At 52.7% G+C, this 19,510-nt stretch carries 19 protein-coding genes; 10 read left to right on the top strand and 9 right to left on the bottom strand.

Going from position 1 to position 19,510, the window contains the following annotated elements:
• Positions 1-3 precede the first annotated feature (3 nt).
• From HBO10_RS27870 to HBO10_RS27840, 8 genes are all read right to left on the bottom strand, one after another.
• Positions 4-3,162 (bottom strand): efflux RND transporter permease subunit, encoded by a 3,159-nt coding sequence (locus HBO10_RS27870; RefSeq protein WP_008437418.1) that lies wholly within the window; start codon positions 3,160-3,162, stop codon positions 4-6.
• Positions 3,159-4,643: an efflux RND transporter periplasmic adaptor subunit gene (locus HBO10_RS27865; RefSeq protein WP_008437420.1), complete on the bottom strand. Its 1,485-nt coding sequence runs from the start codon at positions 4,641-4,643 to the stop codon at positions 3,159-3,161. Before HBO10_RS27865 ends, HBO10_RS27870 begins: the two co-directional genes overlap by 4 nt.
• A complete protein-coding gene (locus HBO10_RS27860; protein WP_008437421.1) occupies positions 4,640-5,896 on the bottom strand; it encodes a TolC family protein in 1,257 nt (418 codons plus the stop codon). The genes HBO10_RS27865 and HBO10_RS27860 overlap by 4 nt, the downstream gene beginning before the upstream one ends.
• 99 nt (positions 5,897-5,995) lie before the next feature.
• On the bottom strand, positions 5,996-6,337 hold the full coding sequence (locus tag HBO10_RS31510; RefSeq protein WP_073844967.1) for a hypothetical protein: 342 nt from the start codon (positions 6,335-6,337) through the stop codon (positions 5,996-5,998).
• Positions 6,338-6,411: 74 nt separating this feature from the next.
• Entirely contained in the window at positions 6,412-7,350 is a 939-nt protein-coding gene (copD, locus tag HBO10_RS27855; RefSeq protein WP_008437423.1) for a copper homeostasis membrane protein CopD, read from the bottom strand.
• A 3-nt stretch (positions 7,351-7,353) separates the two neighbouring features.
• Positions 7,354-7,737 (bottom strand): copper homeostasis periplasmic binding protein CopC, encoded by a 384-nt coding sequence (gene copC, locus HBO10_RS27850; protein WP_008437424.1) that lies wholly within the window; start codon positions 7,735-7,737, stop codon positions 7,354-7,356.
• 359 nt (positions 7,738-8,096) lie between these two features.
• Positions 8,097-9,485, bottom strand: a complete 1,389-nt coding sequence (gene copS / locus HBO10_RS27845) for a copper resistance membrane spanning protein CopS (RefSeq protein ID WP_034128047.1) — start codon at positions 9,483-9,485, stop codon at positions 8,097-8,099.
• A complete protein-coding gene (locus HBO10_RS27840; RefSeq protein ID WP_008437429.1) occupies positions 9,482-10,177 on the bottom strand; it encodes a heavy metal response regulator transcription factor in 696 nt (231 codons plus the stop codon). The genes copS and HBO10_RS27840 overlap by 4 nt, the downstream gene beginning before the upstream one ends.
• Positions 10,178-10,382: 205 nt before the next feature.
• Between HBO10_RS27840 and HBO10_RS27835 the strand changes: the two genes are divergently transcribed.
• The 5 genes from HBO10_RS27835 (at position 10,383) to HBO10_RS27815 (ending at position 14,450) form a co-directional block, all read left to right on the top strand.
• Positions 10,383-10,736 (top strand): co-regulatory protein PtrA N-terminal domain-containing protein, encoded by a 354-nt coding sequence (locus HBO10_RS27835; RefSeq protein WP_008437430.1) that lies wholly within the window; start codon positions 10,383-10,385, stop codon positions 10,734-10,736.
• A 165-nt stretch (positions 10,737-10,901) separates the two neighbouring features.
• The gene (locus tag HBO10_RS27830) at positions 10,902-11,438 is read left to right on the top strand and encodes a plastocyanin/azurin family copper-binding protein (RefSeq protein WP_008437431.1); all 537 of its coding nucleotides are present in this window, start codon (positions 10,902-10,904) and stop codon (positions 11,436-11,438) included.
• A gap of 94 nt (positions 11,439-11,532) precedes the next feature.
• Positions 11,533-11,778: a DUF2933 domain-containing protein gene (locus HBO10_RS27825; protein WP_032899631.1), complete on the top strand. Its 246-nt coding sequence runs from the start codon at positions 11,533-11,535 to the stop codon at positions 11,776-11,778.
• Between the two features lie 89 nt (positions 11,779-11,867).
• Positions 11,868-14,138: a heavy metal translocating P-type ATPase gene (locus tag HBO10_RS27820; RefSeq protein WP_172833414.1), complete on the top strand. Its 2,271-nt coding sequence runs from the start codon at positions 11,868-11,870 to the stop codon at positions 14,136-14,138.
• Between the two features lie 111 nt (positions 14,139-14,249).
• Positions 14,250-14,450, top strand: coding sequence for a heavy metal-associated domain-containing protein (locus tag HBO10_RS27815; protein ID WP_008437435.1), 201 nt, complete (start codon positions 14,250-14,252; stop codon positions 14,448-14,450).
• Between the two features lie 30 nt (positions 14,451-14,480).
• On the opposite strand, the gene flgB is transcribed toward HBO10_RS27815, so the two are convergent.
• The gene (gene flgB, locus HBO10_RS27810) at positions 14,481-14,894 is read right to left on the bottom strand and encodes a flagellar basal body rod protein FlgB (RefSeq protein WP_008437437.1); all 414 of its coding nucleotides are present in this window, start codon (positions 14,892-14,894) and stop codon (positions 14,481-14,483) included.
• A 386-nt stretch (positions 14,895-15,280) separates the two neighbouring features.
• Here flgB and HBO10_RS27805 point away from each other — a divergent pair, with 386 nt between their 5' ends.
• The 5 genes from HBO10_RS27805 to HBO10_RS27785 all read left to right on the top strand — a co-directional run bounded on the left by HBO10_RS27805 (position 15,281) and on the right by HBO10_RS27785 (position 19,481).
• Positions 15,281-15,487 carry a co-regulatory protein PtrA N-terminal domain-containing protein gene (locus HBO10_RS27805; protein ID WP_019821302.1) on the top strand — a complete coding sequence of 69 codons (207 nt, stop codon included), beginning with the start codon at positions 15,281-15,283 and terminating at the stop codon, positions 15,485-15,487.
• Between the two features lie 177 nt (positions 15,488-15,664).
• Positions 15,665-17,569, top strand: a complete 1,905-nt coding sequence (locus HBO10_RS27800) for a copper resistance system multicopper oxidase (protein ID WP_008437439.1) — start codon at positions 15,665-15,667, stop codon at positions 17,567-17,569.
• Between the two features lie 12 nt (positions 17,570-17,581).
• Positions 17,582-17,827 carry a hypothetical protein gene (locus HBO10_RS27795; RefSeq protein WP_024073347.1) on the top strand — a complete coding sequence of 82 codons (246 nt, stop codon included), beginning with the start codon at positions 17,582-17,584 and terminating at the stop codon, positions 17,825-17,827.
• Positions 17,799-18,851: a copper resistance protein B gene (locus HBO10_RS27790; RefSeq protein ID WP_008437443.1), complete on the top strand. Its 1,053-nt coding sequence runs from the start codon at positions 17,799-17,801 to the stop codon at positions 18,849-18,851. The genes HBO10_RS27795 and HBO10_RS27790 overlap by 29 nt, the downstream gene beginning before the upstream one ends.
• 162 nt (positions 18,852-19,013) lie before the next feature.
• A complete protein-coding gene (locus tag HBO10_RS27785; protein ID WP_008437448.1) occupies positions 19,014-19,481 on the top strand; it encodes a DUF411 domain-containing protein in 468 nt (155 codons plus the stop codon).
• The last annotated feature ends 29 nt before the right edge of the window (positions 19,482-19,510 follow it).

Genomic DNA, 19,510 nt, shown 5'->3' with positions numbered 1-19,510 from the left:
GTTTCATACGACTTTTTCTTGAGGATTGATGGGCTCAACTGAGAGGTGCCGGCGACGCATCAGTCGATAGGCTGCCGGAATGACAAACAGCGACAGCAAGGGCGCGGTAATCATGCCTCCAACCATGGGTGCCGCAATTCGGCTCATCACCTCGCTGCCGGTCCCGCTGCCCAGCAAAATGGGTAACAAGCCAGCAATGATGACAGCCACAGTCATGGCTTTGGGCCGAACGCGCTGGACAGCGCCTTCACGAATCGCGGCCATCAGCCCGTGCTCGGTCCTATCGCCGAGGTCTTCACGCTCAGCCCAGGCGTTCTTCAGATAAAGCAGCATAATTACGCCAAATTCGGCAGAAACACCGGCCAAAGCGATAAAGCCGACACCAGTGGCGACCGACAGGTTGAATCCCAATAGATAGAGAAACCATACCCCACCAGTCAGTGCGAATGGCAGAGTGGCCATGATCAGCAAGGCCTCATCGAAGCGAGCAAAGGTTAAATAAAGCAGCACGAAGATGATCAACAGCGTGGCAGGCACCACCAGCTTGAGTCGTGCGTTGGCCCTTTCGAGAAATTCGAACTGTCCTGCGTAGCTCAGGCTCATACCAGGCTGCAACTTAACCTGCTCGCTGACGACCCGTCGTAGATCGGCGACTACCGAAGCAATATCCCGTCCCCGCACGTCGATATACACCCAGCCTGAAGGTCGGGCGTTCTCACTCTTAAGCATCGGCGGACCATCGCTGACCTTGATCTTCGCAACGGTGCCAAGAGTGATCTGGCTGCCTAGAGGGGTATAGATAGGTAACTGCTCCAGAGCGCCGAGTGAATCCCGCCACTCACGAGGGTAACGTACGTTAATTGGGAAACGAGCCAACCCTTCAATCGTCTCCCCGACGTTTTCACCGCCGATTGCGCCGGCCACGATCGATTGCACATCGGCAATATTTAACCCATAGCGGGCCGCAGCTTTACGATCGATATCCACATCAATATAGCGGCCACCGGTCAGTCGTTCGGCCAACGCTGAACTCACACCTGAGACATCCTTGGCAACACGTTCGATGGCTTGGGTGACGGCATCGATCTCCGTCAGGTTGGTACCGGCAACCTTCACACCAATAGGGCTTTTTATGCCAGTGGCCAGCATGTCGATGCGGTTACGAATCGGCGGTATCCAGATGTTGGTCAATCCTGGGACACGCACCGCTTGGTCTAGCTCCTCAACGAGCTTTTCCTGGGTCATGCCTGGGCGCCACTGTTCGTGTGGTTTGAATTGGATGGTGGTTTCGAACATTTCCAAAGGTGCTGGGTCAGTCGCGGTTTCAGCGCGGCCGGCTTTGCCGAAAACGTGTTCGACCTCTGGAACTGTCTTTATCAGACGGTCAGTCTGTTGAAGCAGTTGCGCGGCCTTCTGCGCCGATAATCCAGGCAGAGCTGATGGCATATAGAGCAGGTCCCCTTCGTCCAGCGGGGGAAGAAACTCACCACCCAGACGAGAGATCGGCCACAACGCGCTGACAAAGACTAGCAACGCAACCAGCAGCGTTATTTTAGGTCGATGTAATACGGCGTCCAGAGCGGGTTCGTAGATCCGGATCAACCAGCGATTTAGCGGATTCTGCTGCTCATTGGGAATTCGTCCACGAATCCAATACCCCATCAACACCGGTACGAGAGTTACCGACAGTCCAGCCGCTGCGGCCATAGCGTAGGTTTTGGTGAACGCCAATGGACCGAATAGACGTCCTTCCTGAGCCTCCAGCGTGAACACCGGAATGAACGACAGGGTGATGATCAGCAGACAGAAGAACAATGCAGGTCCTACCTCGGCAGCCGCTTCAGTCATCACGTGCCAATGACGTTCACCTTTCAGTTCCTCCCCAGGATTGGCCACGTGCCAAGCCTCGACCTTCTTGTGGGCATTTTCAATCATCACCACGGCAGCGTCGACCATAGCGCCGATGGCGATGGCAATCCCGCCAAGGGACATGATGTTGGCGTTGATACCCTGATAGCGCATCACGATGAAGGCGATCAGCACCCCAACCGGCAGGGAAATGATTGCCACCAGAGATGAACGCAGGTGCCAGAGAAAGATTCCGCAGACCAACGCGACGACGATGAACTCTTCGATCAGCTTGTGGCTGAGGTTTTCCACGGCACGATCAATCAACTTGCTGCGGTCGTAGGTGGTGACGATTTCAACCCCCGCCGGCAGACTGCTTTTCAGCTCGTCGAGTTTGGTTTTGACCGCCGCAATGGTTTCACGAGCATTCTTCCCGCTGCGCAGAATCACCACGCCGCCGACGGTCTCACCTTCACCGTCGAGTTCGGTAATGCCTCGACGCATCTCAGGCCCTAACTGAATCGTGGCAACATCGCCCAACGTGACCGGCACACTGCCCGCGCCCAGTTTGAGCGGGATGGCGCGAAAGTCATTGAGCGTCTTTAGGTAGCCGGAAGCTCGTACGATGAACTCTGTCTCCGCCATTTCCAGCACGGCTCCACCGGTTTCCTGATTGGCTTTGCCGATCGCCTCGGTCACCTCAGACTGCGTGATACCCAAGTTCGCCAACTTTAGCGGATCGAGCTGGACCTGATACTGTTTGACCATGCCACCTACGGTGGCAACTTCCGCAACGTTCGGCAGCGTCTTGAGCTCGAATTTGAGAAACCAGTCCTGTAGGGCTCGCAGTTGCGCCAGATCGTGCCCACCGCTGCGATCAACCAACGCGTACTGGAAAATCCAGCCAACGCCAGTGGCATCAGGTCCTAAGGCTGGCTTAGCACTGGCTGGTAGGCGGCTTTGTATCTGGCTCAGGTATTCCAACACCCGCGAGCGGGCCCAGTACAAGTCAGTTCCGTCTTCGAACAGCACATAAACGAAGCTGTCGCCAAAGAAGGAGTAACCGCGCACAGTCTTGGCCCCAGGTACCGAGAGCATGGTGGTTGCCAGTGGATAGGTCACCTGGTTTTCGACGATCTGTGGGGCTTGGCCTGGGTAAGGTGTACGGATAATTACCTGAACATCCGACAGGTCTGGCAATGCATCGATGGGCGTACTTTGAACCGCCCAGATCCCCCATGCCGTGACGAACAGCGTCGCCAGCAACACAAGAAAGCGGTTGGCCACCGACCAGCGAATAAGGGCCGCAATCATGGCTGGCCCCCAGAGCGTTCCAGACGTTCAACACGCAGACCATCGTCCGTCTGGCTAACAGCGATCCGAACCTTGTCGCCCGTTTTTAGGCCCTTCATCAGAGCAGGAGTGGCGAGAGGGAAAGTCATCGTCATGCCTGGCATACCCAATGTCTTGAAGGGACCGTGGGCGAGCGTGACTTCTTTGTCGTTGATCTCAACGATCTGACCATCGGCCTCATGCAAAGCGCCAACGGGCATAGTAGATGGCGAAACGTCCAATGAGCTTGCGACAACGCCCTTGAGACTGGCCTCCGAGTCGAGCAGGAACTGGCCAGAGGTCACCACTTTCTGCCCCTCTTCCAAGCCTTTCAATATCGCCGTCTTGCCATCGTTATCCTGGCCTAGCTGCACCTCCACCGGGCGATATCGACCAGCGTCTTCAGAGAGCATGACCAACGCACGTCGACCGGTACGAATGACGGCCTCGCTCGGCACCCACAGAACACTTTGCTCCGTTGAACGATTGAGGCTTACCTGTGCGGTCAAACCTGGTCTGAGTCGGCCATCTGGATTGGGTAACTCAACTCGAACGCGAAGTGTGCGACTGTCCGAACTGGTTTCCGGAAGAATCGCACTGACGACGCCCTTGAGCACAACTCCAGGGAATGCGGATAAACGCGCTTCAGCTGCTTGCCCTACTACGATTGACCCAGCTTCCGCCTCTGGTACAGCCACGGCCAGCCAGACACTGCTCAAACCATTAACACGAGCCAACGTCTCGCCTGCGGCCACCGTCATACCTTCACGCACACTCAGCTCTTGAAGCACACCACCAATAGGGCTGGTCAGCGTCAGGTTCGATTGAACTTTGCCAGTGCGCTCAACTTGAGCAATTAACGTAAGTGGCATTCCGGTTAGCCGCAGTCGCTGCCGGGCCGCTGTCAGCAAGCCAGCATCGCCACTACGCTTGAGGGCGAGAAATTCCTCCTGAGCAGCTGCCCACTCCGGCACCAAGATATCTGCCAAGGCGGCATTCGCTTTCAGCACATCACCAGGTGCGTGGGCATACACACGCTCGACAAAACCCGCTGTACGGGCCTGAATGACTGCAACGTCCCGTTCGTTGAAGGCCAGCACACCTACCACGTTCAGTGTCGAGGCAAATACGCCTCGACTGACACTAGCCAGTCGCACACCAAGGTTCTGAGTCAGGCTTGGATCAATTCGAATGGCAGCGCTGTCCCCCTTGGTATCTGCGTATTGAGGGATCATCTGCATGTCCATGAAGGGTGACTTACCCGGTTTATCGAATTTCTGTTGTGGGTACATGGGATCATACCAATACAGAACTTTTCGATCGGCAGAGGCTTTGGGTTCATGATCCGGTACGACACCAGCTACTCCGCTCATTCGCGGTTGGGCTAACCAGTAACCCCCGGCAACACCCAAGGCAATCGAGATGCCGATGATTAAAGTCCCTTTCCATAATTTAAAAATCATTGAGCGGACTCCCCGTAAGAGAAATACAGGCGAGCGCTGGTCAGGGCACGTTGCTCTTCAACGTCAACCTGCTTGAGACGGGCTTCGATGAGTTCGCGTCGGGCGGCAACAACCGAGTTCAAATCACCCTTGCCGGAGCGGTAGCTGGCCATCGTGAGTTCGACCTTTTCTTTAGCCAACGGCAACAAGCTTTCCTGATTACGGCTGACTGCACGATTGAGGCGCTCGTAGTCAGCCAACTCATCCTCCAGTTGCTGGGTATGCTCGCGTGACAGGGCTTCGCGCTCAGCCTCAAGCTGGTTTAGTTCGGCGTGCTTGGCCGCAATCTTGGGGTTTTGCCGAGAGTTAGGGAACAGCGGGAGATCCCATGAAAACTGCACGCTGACCATGTCACCGAATTGTTGGCCTCGGTGCTGATAATCGAATTCCCAGCTCCAGTCAGACTGCTTTTCCGCCTCAGCTTCACGGATCTTGGCTTGTGCTTCACGGGTCATCGGCACAAAAGCCGCTAATTCGGGGTGATGTTGCAGCTTATGGGAGTAACCTGAGGTCTCAATAGGCCAATCAGGCAAACCGCCTACCGGTTTGTCATCGGCGGCAGGGCCAATCCAGCGCTTGAGGGCGGCCCGGGCCTGTGCACGTTGACGAACTAAATCATCCTGCTGCTCAGCCAGTTGAGCAGCTTCCTGTTTAGGTGTCACCGCATCGGCGGGTTGGGCTCGGCCACCCGCAATCTGAGCTCTGACGGTATCGGTCAGAAGACGGTTTTCTTTGTAGAAGTCCTGGAACAACGCATCTTTACGCTCAACCGAGTAGCTTCTGATCCAGGCTAATGCCGTGGACTGTCGGACGTTCAGACGCGCCACTCGACGCTCGGCTGACGCTCGATCAACAGCCGCATCCGCGACCTCGATACGTGCTTTGCGCTTGTCGCTGTTGGGCATCTCCTGCCTAATCCCGACCACTTGCATGGTCATGAAGTCCTGGTCGATGCTCCATCTGTCGGGTCCACCAATGGGGTAGTTCTGCACGCCCAGCAGTAGCTTGGGATCGGGTAGTTCGCCGGCGGGAATGGCCGCGCTAGTGGCTGCTTGAATTTTGGCGTCTTGTGCGGTCAACGATGGTGCATTGTTTTCGGCCAGACGCAGCGCTTCATCGAATGTCAATGCGCTAGCGAAGCTCGGCAATGCAAGTACGCTTGCCGCCAGGCCGGCCAGGAAGGACCAACCTGTGCAACAGCACTTGGAGTTCATGTTCACGATTCCTGTGATGATCCACCGCGCGCTTCATAAGACATGCGCGCAGATATGCCATCCCGCTAACGCGGAATGAGGCTCAGTGTGGTACAGGAATCAAGTACGTGGGGGTCGCCATACCCCTGAAGAGGTTTGTACGAGCGGGAAATGGCTGGAGAATGATAGAATGAGAGGACTGGACAGGGTGATAGGAGGCTTGATGATCGATACTTGCAACATGCCGCCAGTTTTGCATTCCTGACCGGGCTTACAAGGTTTGCCATGCTCGGTGGGACTTTTCATGTCGTGGCAGCAGTCTTGCCCCATACCATCCATCATCGCCATGCCCATGGTTTTCATCGGGCATGGTTCAATCGATGTCTGAACACCCGCCATCCCGCTGAGGGGAAGCGCCAAGCTAATCAGGAAAATTAGGCAAAACCGCAGGTAGCGTTTCATGAGCTGGAGTGTAGACGGTGCAAATGGCCCTTACAATTCACCCTTGAGACTCCTTAGTCGGCCATCACCAACCGCTATGCCGCGCTCATTTCCATGACCGGGCTTAAAGTACCTAACCATGCGACTAGACAAATAATGATGACTGCCATTGAAAATTCGAGCTTCATGCTACGGCGCAAGGCATTGACCGCGACAGCATAGTCTCCATTTCGAACAGAACGTTCCAAGAGCGGGCTTAGGTGAAAACGGTTGAGCGTCGCTAATACGATCATCCCGGCAAAGAGCAGGACCTTCAAAAATAGCAACTCGCCATAAGTGCTGAGCATCACCTCATCGAGATTTGGCCCAACGATAAATAGGTAGTTCGCCACTCCCGTAATGCTGATGATCACTACAATCACCGCGCCGGCCGATTCAAACCCTGTCAGTACCCGAGCAAGAATTCGTGCTTCTCGCTCACCTTTCAGTGATTTCAAACGCAGCAGCAGGGCAAATGCCGCTAGCGCACCCAACCAACCGCCTGCGGCCAAAAGATGGAAGATATCGCTAATAAAGTGCCAGTAGCGACGGCTCCCCTCGTCCATTGCTCCGTGCCCTGTCCATGCCAGCGTCGCTAGCGCAATCGCGCCACAGACAGTGACAATCCAAAGACTCAGTGTTGGAAAGCGCTTGTTCAGGGAAACGCCAATAATGGCCGTCACCAACGCCCCTATTCGGACCATCCAGGTCAAACCGACGTCAGTCCCCATGAGAACCATTTGAAAGATATGGTGATGTAGCTCCATGAAACCCGACACGCCACTCATTGCTTTCGCAAGTAACAACATGGCGGCAAGGGACAGAGCTACACCTACAGCAGAAGTACTGTAAAGAAGCGACTCAAAATTCAAAACTGTTCCCGATATTCTTTCTTTTCCCCTGAGGCTATAAAGACCAAAAATTGCCAGTCCAAATAACAGCATCAGGTCGAAATAAAGAGCAAAGCGAACAACGATATTTAATGAGTCGCTCATGAATCATTTCACTTTGAAAGAAAAGTTGCCGGTAATCGGGTGAGTGTCCGAGGAAACGGCACGCCATTCGACTTTGTAAGTACCCGTGGTCAATGGCGATGCGGGTGTAATAACCATCGTCTTCGGATCACCGCCACCTGCCACGTTAGCTTTTACGCCCATAGGTGAATTCGGCATACCAGGCATATCGGTCATAATCAGCTTTGCACCAGAGAACTGAGTCGTTAGATTCTCAGAAAAGTGCAGTTCGATTTTAGACGGAGCCGCCGCATCCGATCCTTCAGCGGGAGTAGAAGAAACCAGCTTTGGATGCGCCTGAGCAACTGCACTCAGAAGCAAACCCGCAGTCAGCGCAACAGCTACGGTGGTAGTTTTAAGGAATGACATGCAAGACTCCTGACAGCAAAAGCTGTTGGTTCTAGGTTTTTAGGGAATATCTAGTTTTTTACTTTTTGACGCTCGTTAAAACCACTGACGAATACCTAGCAAATTCCGTGTTCTAGGGCCGGCTGGACAGGGAGGAATCACAAGATTTCCAACGTCACAGTGCGAGTACACGATGCCACATGAACGCAAACTGTTCGATTACATTTCAGTCAGCTTGGGGCGGGTTTTTGGCACTGATCTGCCCGGATACGGCGCCAAATACGCGACTTTCTTTGGAACGCTCCAAGAGTTTTCTCTCATCCAAAAACGATCCTATTGAGCTAACCACATGTTGCCTGCATACATATGAACAAGGTGTCTTAGACCTTTCTTGCATCAGCACATGGGAGTTCAATATGAAAGGCTGTTATTCCGTTTAACGACGTACACCATATTTTTCCGTCATGCGCTTCAATGATAGATCGAGTAATCGATAAACCTAGCCCTGCATTACTTGGACTTCCTTCTCTGCGAGCTGGGTCCACGCGATAAAATCGATCAAACAGCTTTTCAAGATGCTCGGACGCAATGGGCTCTCCCGGGTTCTCCACAGAGACTGATATTGAAGTTCCTTTCTGCCGAATATCGACAGTAATACACTTTCCTTCGGGGGTGTACCGGAGCGCATTTGAGAGCAGATTAGAGATGGCCCTGTCGAGCATGAGTACGTCACCTCGGACGCTACCCCTGCCTGTGACCTTCAGGTCGATCCCTCGCTCATCAGCCAGCAAACGGTAGTACTCGAGTAATTTCTCTACTACTGCTACCAGGTCAATCGGTTTGTTTTCATGTGTAATTAGACCGTTATCTGATTTCGCTAGAAAAAGCATGTCATCAATCATACGTCCCATACGTTTCAAGTCATCAAGATTTGAGTACAGATTGTCCTCGTAGTCCTCAATATTTCTTTTTCTAGATAAAATCACTTCAGTGTGAGTCATCAAATTGCTAATGGGTGTCCGTAATTCGTGAGCAATGTCCGCAGAGAAGTTCGATAAACGAACAAACGCATCGTCCAGTCTAGATAACATTGCGTTGAACGAGAGCACCATCTGCTGGAGCTCTTGGGGAACGGGACCTAATGGAATACGCTCTTTGAGCGATTTAGCTGACATCGAAGCTGCTACCTGAGTGACTAGGCGAATAGGTCGTAGTCCACTACGCGCTACCATCCAGCCCAGTGCAGCACTGACCAGCGCGCTTATCACCAGTCCTATCCAAAACCATCGTTCAAGCGTCTCGAAGAAGGCCATATGTTGAGTAACATCAAAGATCAACATCACTGTCAATGGCTTGTCCTGCCCCGTCACTATGGCTTGCGCCGTCACGCCTCGAAATATCTGCTCCTGGTCTCGCCACTCCCAGACATTGCTGTTTGTGACCGTTCGGAAGTCTTCAGGAACTACGATCGGACCTGGGTCAGCAAACAGGAGCTTACCGTCACCATCGATGATAAGAGCTGTCAAATCACGATGAGCACCAAGCAGTGCCTCCAGCTCAGGCTTAACATCACTGAATTGATCAATGCTGTTCAACCCAGTCAAAATTCTTTGCGTCGAGTGAAGCTTTTCGTTCAGCGCCTGCTGATCCAGCATCTTGAAATGATGCCGGCTGAGGTTGTTAAAACTGAGTCCAGCGACGGTGAGCACAGCCGTTACAGCTAGCATGAACATCAGGCTCATGCGCGTAGTCAGGGACATTCGCTTCATTCCGACCCCGTCCCCGAATCCGGCGCATCCAGCATGTACCCCATGCCTCGAGAGGTGTGGATAAGCTTGACCTCAAAATCATCATCAATCTTTGCTCTGAGCCTCCTGACAGCAACCTCGATGACGTTAGTATCGCTGTCAAAGTTCATGTCCCAGACCTGGGAAGCAATAAGCGACTTGGGCAGAACCTCACCTCGACGACGGAGCAGCAATTCGAGCAACGCAAACTCTTTGGCCGTTAGATCTATACGTTTGCCTGCGCGGATAACCCTGCGTTTGAGGAGGTCCACCTCCAAATCAGCCAATTTCATATGGGTTTGGGAGGGGGCAGTGGTACCTCTACGCAGCAGCGTTCTGACGCGAGCCAGCAATTCAGAAAATGCGAAGGGTTTGATCAGGTAATCGTCAGCCCCCAGCTCAAGTCCTTTTACCCGATCCTCAACTCGGTCTCGCGCCGTGAGGAAAAGCACAGGGACATTTTTTCCGGATGCTCTCACTTTCTGAAGTACTTCCCAGCCATCCAGCCCAGGCATCATCACATCGAGAATCAGCAGGTCATACGCCTCGCTCAAGGCGTGCTGAAGCGCGTCTTTGCCATTGGTAAAACGATCAACATTGAACCCCGCCTCGGTGAGTCCTTGCTGCAAATAAATACCTATTTTGGGTTCGTCTTCCGCAACCAGAAGTCTCATGGGGATGGCTCTCGAATAATTGTGAGGCTGAGTCTGCAATGAAATGCCTCTGCCAACCAGCAACTGACAGAAAAGTAATATTGGCTTCAGGTAGATGTCAGCGAGTGCTGTCTAGGGTTCGAGCATGAGTACTTTCTGGTGCTCGACCGACTCTTAACCATGAAAGCTAGAGGAGCCGGAAAACAAATCAAAAAGGAGCTTCCTCATGAACCGTTTAAAAGTCCTATTCTTTGCTAGTTCGATACTCATCTCAGCATCTGCGTTGGCTGAAGGTGGTGCAGATCGGATTATGGAGCGCATGGAAAGCCTGCGCGATAAAGCCGAAGCGACCTTGGTACAAGCTGAAAAAGCTCCTGAAGGGCAGCGCCATGTTCACATGGCCGAGCATATGAAAATACTGGGCGAGATCATGGGCCAGCTTCATCTAGATCATCCAAAAGCATCAATGTCACCTCAGGAACATCTCGCCTGGATGGAAAAACACGACGCCATGGTTGATGACGTTTTGAACCAAATGCAGCGCGAGCACAAACTGATGCTTTCTGAGAACCATCAGTAACCGAATAACTCCTACGGGGCTCTCTGAACCGCCCACTAGACACGGCGTCATCTGGGCGCCGTGTTTTCTCAGGAAAACTGACAGAAATGTAGTGTTCAAGTCAGTTAACGCTCAGCTCTATCCCTTTAGCATAGCTAGTATTTTCCACTGGCTCTCGAGGTCACCATGAAAACTAAGCTCATTACTCCAGTTATTGCGGCAATCACCCTACTCCTCGGCGCTACGGCGATGGCCAGCGTAGGTCATGGGAAAGAGGATATCGGTCAGCCTGGAGTCGCCTCAGAGGTCACTCGCACGGTTGATGTAGAGATGGGTGATATTTTCTTCAAAACTAAAAGCATCGACGTAAAGCCCGGTGAAACGGTTCGCTTTGTACTTCACAACAAAGGGGCGTTGCTGCACGAGTTCAATATCGGCCAAGCCGCTGCTCACGCGGCGCACCAAAAAGAAATGGCGAGCATGTTCCAGAATGGAACGCTTACACCCACCGGAACTGGAAAAATGTGGGGCAACATGGGCCATAGCATGGGAGGCATGAAGATGGTTGGAATGGAACACAACGACCCGAATAGCGTGCTGATCGAGCCAGGGGCAACCAAGGAGTTGATCTGGACCTTCAACAACACAACTGGACTTCAATTTGCCTGCAACGTGCCAGGTCATTACCAGTCGGGGATGGTCGGTCAATTTGACTTGAAGTAAGCCTGAACCGACCGCTAAAACCGCGTCGACGCAAGAGTTCGCTATGCTCTGAGGCAGAGATCAGAGCAACACGCTCACACACGGGGTCTAGATCATGGATAAGCATCAGCATCCGGCTGGAAGCACCTCCCCACCATTTTGGAGGCGCAAAACAGGCGTTGTACTGATCATGCTCATTGCGATCGGTGCCTTTTACGGGGTGCGGGAACATTTCACCCACGTTTATCCGTATTTGCCCTACCTCATCCTGTTGATCTGTCCATTGATGCATTTTTTTGGACATGGACATGGCGGACATGACCATGGCGATCAGGCAGGAACCAACAAGGAAGAGAAATAGCTATGCCCACTCCACCGAGCCACCACGATCACGGTCCCGCCCACGCTGCCTCACCCAATGACGGTGGTCTACGCGACCCGGTGTGCGGTATGGCGGTTATACCTCCAAGTAAATTTGGCGAGTCTTACCAAGGACAGACGTATCAATTTTGTAGCCAGAAATGCCAAGAGAAATTTCGGGCAGATCCAGAACGCTACATTGGTAATCATCCCAGCGCTGAACCCAGCAGCGCCGCTATAGAGCCCACGCTACAGGTAGCCACTGAGTTTACCTGTCCTATGCACCCGGAAATAAGACAGCCAGGGCCCGGCAATTGCCCTAAATGTGGCATGACATTAGAGCCCGTCATGCCCGCGCTTGATGACGATGACAAACCCGAGCTCCTGGATTTCACCCGCCGCTTTTGGTGGTCGCTGCCTTTAACCGTAATGGTGGCCCTTCTAGCCATGGCGGGTCACTCATTACAAATCTTCCATGGTTCGGTTCAAAACTGGATCGAGTTCGCTCTTGCCACTCCGGTCACCTTATGGGCAGGTTGGCCCTTTTTTGTAAGAGGCATAGCATCCGTTAGAAATCGCAGTCCAAACATGTGGACTCTGATTGGTTTAGGTACTGCCGCAGCCTATCTTTACAGCGTCGCGGCAACCCTATTTCCCCAAAGTTTTCCCACCACCTTCATGCAAGATGGACGCATCGGCGTCTACTTCGAAGCCGCTGCGGTCATCATCTCGCTCACCTTGCTTGGGCAGATTCTTGAGCTCAAAGCACGGTCACAAACCTCCGCCGCCATTAAGTCCCTTCTTGGCCTATCTCCCAAGACTGCACGCAGGATCAACGCCGATGGTCAGGAGGAAGACATTCCTCTTACCCATGTTCACTTGGGAGACCATTTGCGGGTCAGACCTGGTGAAAAAGTGCCAGTTGATGGCTCTGTACTCGAGGGAGAAAGTGCGGTGGATGAATCCATGCTCACTGGTGAACCTGTGCCGGTCATGAAAAGAGCAGGGGATAGTCTGATCGGTGCCACGCTTAATACTCATGGAAGCTTGGTGATGGAGGCGCGAAAGGTCGGCGCTGACACCATGCTGTCGCAGATAGTACAAATGGTCGCACTAGCCCAACGCTCCAAAGCGCCCATGCAACGAATGGCCGACTCGATCGCCGGCTACTTTGTGATGGCGGTTATCGCGATTGCGTTGCTGACCCTCATAGGTTGGGGACTGTTCGGCCCGGAACCCAGCTGGGTCTTCGGCCTGATCAACGCTGTCGCCGTGCTTATCATCGCTTGTCCCTGTGCTCTGGGTCTGGCAACGCCCATGTCGATCATGGTTTCGACGGGTAAAGCCGCCAGTATGGGTGTGCTGTTCAGAGATGCCAGTGCCATCGAAAACCTTTGCAAGATCGACACACTGATTGTCGATAAAACGGGAACCCTGACAGAGGGACGGCCGGTATTTCACAGTGTGGAGGCCACACCAGATTTCAACCCACGCGATGTGCTTCAACTGGCCGCTAGCCTTGATCAAGGCAGCGAACATCCTTTGGCACACGCCATCGTCGATCACGCCCGAACTGAAAATATTGCGCTCACCAAGCCTGAATCGTTTGAGTCCGGCTCAGGGATTGGGGTGAGTGGTCTCGTTGATGGCAAGAAAGTACAGCTGGGCAACACTGCACTGATGGAAGCTGCCGGCGTGAGCACAAAGGTCTTACAAGAACGTGCAGAGTTGTTGCGCCTTGAAGGCATCAGCATCATCTATCTAGCAGTTGACGGGGTCTTGGCAGGATTACTAGCGGTCTCAGACCCGATAAAACCGACCTCTAAAGAAGCAGTCACCAAGCTTAAGGCTGATAACGTAAAAATCATCATGGCCACGGGAGACGGGCTCACCACCGCACGTGCTGTCGCCAAGGAGATGGGTATTGAAGAGGTTCATGGTGAAGTGAAACCTCAGGACAAGGAGCGCCTGGTGGCGGACCTCCAGCAATCCGGTCGAAAGGTTGCCATGGCCGGCGACGGTATCAACGACGCACCGGCCTTGGCGCGAGCAGATGTGGGCATTGCCATGGGTACAGGGACTGACGTCGCGATGAATAGCGCGCAGCTCACGCTGGTAAAAGGCGACCTGATGGGGATTTTACGGGCACGGGCACTTTCGGTTGCAACGGTAAAAAACATGCGGCAAAACTTGGGGTTCGCCTTCCTTTACAACTCAATGGGTATTCCCCTCGCCGCAGGCCTGCTCTATCCACTGACGGGGCACCTTCTGTCTCCAATGATTGCTGCGTTAGCCATGAGCGTCAGTTCTGCGTCTGTAGTTTTCAATGCTTTGAGGCTGAGGAATACCCGAATTGAATGAGCGTAACCGATGCTCACAGCCCGCTATACATAACTCTTGACCTTACCGTGGTGTCAACGTTGATCTTGTTGTTGCGGTGAAAATAGACTGCTCAGCACAAGAGGAATAACCATGTTCGTCTTAAACGTATCAGGCATTGGTTGCGGTAGCTGCGTCAGCAAAATCACCAAAGCAATTCAGTCACTGGACAGCGAGGCTATGATTTCCGTGGATCGCGCAGCAGGTAAGGTAAGCGTTGAAAGCAGTGAAAACCCAGAGCAAGTCCGTAAAACTGTCGAAGCACTCGGTTTCCCTTCCCAAATCAGCGCCTGAGGCGCTGATTCCCTCGCTGGGTAAAGTTTATTATTCACCTCGCAGAGCTTTAAGTAGCCCCTTAAATGCTCCATTTAATCTAGTAAAGGCGGTTTCGAAATGAATTTCATTTTCCGTATACTTTGCGACCTCGACCTGTTGATCCACAGTATTTTGATCAATGGAAGGTTGGTTCGGCGTACTGTAAAGCAAAGCACCGCCGTGAATATCACTTACTAATTCGTTTACGGCAATATGTTTTGGGTTTGTTGTTTTTAAAGAGAACGGAGTAGCCAAACCTCCTTTTGTTTGGCTAGCCAGTACAGCAGAAAAGTCCAAGTCCCTGGCCTTAAAGTTAGGAGTGTCGGCATTAGCGATATTATTGCTAAGTACCTCAGCTCGTTGGCTGCGAAAACGTAATGCTCTTTCTGCGGAGCCAAGCGCTTTGTCAAAATTAATACTCACCGGTGGCCACCTTTAGTTACGCTGCCATTTAATTCCCACCTATCGAACACTCAAGTGCTTAACGTAGTGCGTCCGAGCCGATGTATGATTTCAGCGAAAAACTCAAAAAACGCCACGCCATCGTGCAGTGACCGGAAACTTACAACGCCGCACAGGTAAATTTTAGATGGTGGATGGAGGTTATGTGTCGTTGGATAGCTTAGACCTTACGGACTAATCACTCTGCATCTCAAGAGAAATATCGCAACCTGACACAACTGTAATATTGGCCTAAGCTTCCTGACAGGGGATGAGTCTTATAGTCCTATTGAGCCTCAAGCTCACCCCCTAGAGTCAACGACTGATGTGGATTCAGGGGTCACCAATAATCATCCGAGGCCCCCCAAATGAACCCTATCAAAACCTTGTTCGTCATCGCGGCTCTGACCGTCTCTTCTTTGGCTATGGCTGAAGGGGGTGGTGACCGGACTTTCGCACGCATGGAAGTGGCCAGGAATAATTCGATGGAATCGTACCGAGTAGCTCAAACGCAAAATGCCCAACATCCCGTCGCTGAAAGCAAAGCCAAGGCGATGGATCACAAGAATTGCTAAATAGCTAGCCCTCCAAGCTGACAGAAATGTAATCACTGCGGTGGTTTAAATGTGGCAATTTCTGAGCTCGCTTGCCGTAAGAGTTTGTCTTTTGTGACGGTGGGCAAAGCTGATCCGGGCAACTCATGATCGGTTGTTTCGCACGGCTTCCCTTTTGACTGATTGGAAATAAACGGCATGCATTCCAAAACCTCTAGACGGACATTCGTAAAAGGCTTGGCCGCTGGTGGCATTCTCGGCGGCTTTGGCCTTTGGCGCACTCCAGTATGGGCGGTGACAAGTCCAGGTCTGCCGAGCGTACTCACCGGCAATGAATTTGATCTGTTTATTGGTGAAACACCTGTAAACATTACCGGCTCGCCGCGAACAGCCATGACCATCAATGGATCATTGCCAGGACCTTTGCTGCGTTGGCGCGAAGGAGAGACAGTCACCCTGCGTGTAAAAAACCGCCTGGACCAAGACACCTCAATCCATTGGCACGGGATCATTCTGCCGGCCAATATGGACGGTGTACCTGGCTTGAGTTTCCATGGCATCGCACCCGACGGCATGTACGAGTACAAGTTCAAGGTTCATCAGAATGGTACGTACTGGTACCACAGCCACTCGGGCTTACAGGAGCAGGCAGGGGTTTACGGGCCAATCGTTATCGACTCGAAAGAGCCTGAACCTTTTCAATACAACCGCGACTATGTGGTGATGTTGACTGATTGGACCGATGAAGATCCTAGTCGCGTCATGGCCAAGCTTAAGAAACAGTCGGGCTACTACAACCACCATAAACGCACCGTTGGTGATTTTATCGACGATGTCAGTAAGCAAGGTTGGTCAGCTACAGTAGCTGACAGGAAGATGTGGGCTGAAATGAACATGAGCCCAACCGACCTTGGAGACGTCAGCGCAGATACTTACACCTATCTCATGAATGGCCAGGCGCCAAACGGTAACTGGACCGGTATTTTCAAGCCGGGTGAGAAGCTACGACTACGCTTTATCAACGGCTCGGCGATGAGCTATTTCGACGTCCGCATTCCTGGTTTGAAAATGACCGTTGTGGCCGCCGACGGCCAACACGTCAACCCAGTGAGTGTTGACGAATTCCGCATCGCCGTAGCTGAAACGTATGACGTGATCGTAGAGCCTGCCAGTGAAGAGGCTTACACCATCTTCGCCCAGTCTATGGATCGGACGGGTTATGCACGCGGAACCCTCGCTCTTCGTGAAGGGCTAGTTGCTCAGGTACCTGCTATAGATCCACGTCCAATCGTCACTATGGATGACATGGGGATGGGCGGTATGGCTGGTATGGACCATGGCAGCATGGCTGGTATGGGCGGCGCAGAGAAGACACCAGGTGACATGTCCGGCATGGCGGGCATGGCGGGCATGGACCACAGCAAGATGACCGGTATGGACCAAAGTGACATGACCGGGATGACCGGCATGGACAGCGGTGACATGACTAACATGGCGGGCATGGATCACAGCAAGATGGCTGGGATGGGCAATGGTGATATGTCAGGGATGGCTGGCATGGGTGGTATGGGTGGAGAAATGCAGACACACCCTGCCTCTGAAACCAACAATCCCCTGGTTGATATGCAAGCCATGAATCCAACGCCAAAGCTAAGTGATCCGGGCATAGGCTTGCGGAACAATGGTCGTCGAGTGCTCACTTACTCCGACTTGAAAAGCACTTTCCAAGACCCTGACGGCCGCGAGCCAAATCGTACCATCGAGCTTCATTTGACCGGTCACATGGAGAAGTTTTCGTGGTCGTTCAACGGCATCAAATTCTCTGACGCCGAACCGCTGCGCCTGAAGTATGGCGAGCGTCTGCGCATCACCTTGGTGAACGACACCATGATGACACACCCCATCCACCTTCACGGCATGTGGAGTGACCTTGAGGACGAGAACGGCAAGTTCATGGTGCGCAAGCACACGATCGATATGCCACCAGGTACCAAACGCAGCTATCGAGTCACCGCTGATGCCTTAGGCCGTTGGGCATATCACTGTCACCTGCTTTTCCATATGGAAATGGGCATGTTCCGTGAAGTACGGGTTGATGAGTAAAGGAGACGATCTGTGAGCACATACCGAAATCGTAATTCCCTCGTGGGTTGCCTCTTTGCCGCTGTCCTGCTGGGTGGACTCTCGTCCACGGTGCTGGCAGAGGAAAATGGCAGCGACCATTCAACCACTGTTCCTGTTACAGCAACGGACAAGCCAGCAACGGCAAACGATTCGAAGCTAGATCACGGGGCGATGGACCATAGCCAGATGAGCCATGAGTCGATGGATCATGACCAAAAAACCAAAAAGGCAGATTGAGATCATGACCAGTAAGTTTTTACGCCCAACGCTGATGGCACTTGCAGTCTCTACCGGTCCAGCATTCTTTTTCATGGCTCAAGCCGCTGAAGAGATGGATCCGTCGATGGCGATGCCATCAAGTGCGGACGCAAAGTCTTCAACTGCACAAAAATCCAAACCCGCCAAACCGAAAGATGCCGCGATGGATCACTCCAAGATGGACCACGGCTCAATGGGAGCCATGGACCATAGCAAGATGGGGGCTATGGATCACAGCGATAACGGGCAAATGGACGGTATGGAAAGCATGGATGGAGGGGCGACTACCACAAGCCGAACCCCAATCCCCGTACTTACCGACGCTGACCGGGCCGCCGCTTTTCCAGACTTACCAGGCCATGGTGTGCACGATAAAAAAATTAACTCGTTCATCCTCCTGGATAAATTTGAGTACCAAGACGCTGACAACGGTAGTGCGCTGGCTTGGGATGCAAAAGGGTGGATCGGCGGTGACGTCGATCGCCTATGGTTGCGTTCGGAAGGCGAACGTACCAATGGCGTAACCGAGAACGCTGAACTTCAGGCTCTGTGGGGACACGCCATCGGTCCTTGGTGGGATGTCGTCACCGGCATTCGACAAGACTTCAAACCTGGGTCACCTCAAACATGGGGAGCGCTCGGTATTCAGGGCATGGCCCTCTATAACTTTGAAGCTGAAGCGACTGCTTATATTGGTGAGAACGGTCAAACCGCAGCTCGGTTTGAAGGCGATTACGACATCCTGTTGACCAATCGCCTGATCTTGCAGCCGACCGCCGAAGTAAACTTGTACGGGAAAAATGATCCTCAGCGCGGCATAGGATCTGGATTGGCCAACACCGAACTAGGCCTGCGGTTGCGCTACGAAATTACTCGTCAATTCGCACCCTACATTGGTGTTAGCTGGAATCGCTCATATGGTAAGACGGCTGACCTAGCCAGCGATGAAGGGGAAAAGACAAACGAGGCCCGGTTTGTAGCTGGTATTCGGATGTGGTTCTGAGCGATTTGAGCACTAGCCCTACGAATTCAAATGATCGGGGAGTTGGCTCCCCGACTCTAAAGTAGATCCTTCAATGTAACCTTTGCAGCGGCATGAACGCTTGAGTGGGGTTCTATTGCTTCGTAGAACATCTCGCCGTCTCCAAGGGAAAAGGAAATATTCATGACAGGTAGCTTCCGACTTTCAAGTCGATTTCTGCGTATTGCAACATTCGCTGCGCTGTTCATCGGCTCAACGGCTCAAGCGGCGCAGGCCCTGACCATCGATGTGCATCGAGATGCAAACTGCGGATGCTGCAAAAAATGGATTCAGCATCTTGAGGCCAATGGCTTCACCGTCATTGATCATGTAGAAACCAACATGAGTGCTGTCAAACAAGATCTAGGTGTCGCTCCACGACTCTCGTCTTGTCACACTGCGATGATCAACGGGAAGTTTGTTGAAGGTCATGTGCCAGTTGAGCAAATAATTGCGATGAGTAAGCGTGACGACCTTCTCGGGATCGCTGCTCCTGGAATGCCAGCAGGTTCTCCAGGAATGGAAGTCGACGGAGTACATGAGACCTACCAAATAATCGGCCTGACCAAAGCCGGCGTAGATCAGGTCATTGCTGAATACCCCGCAAACTAATCCCACCTCATCCATTCGGCCACAGCATG

This window comes from Pseudomonas sp. WS 5503, from assembly GCF_012985385.1.
GTDB classification, from domain to species: Bacteria; Pseudomonadota; Gammaproteobacteria; order Pseudomonadales; family Pseudomonadaceae; genus Aquipseudomonas; species Aquipseudomonas paracarnis.
Note: the sequence above shows the minus strand (reverse complement) of the source record. Positions and strands in the feature narration are given on the sequence as shown.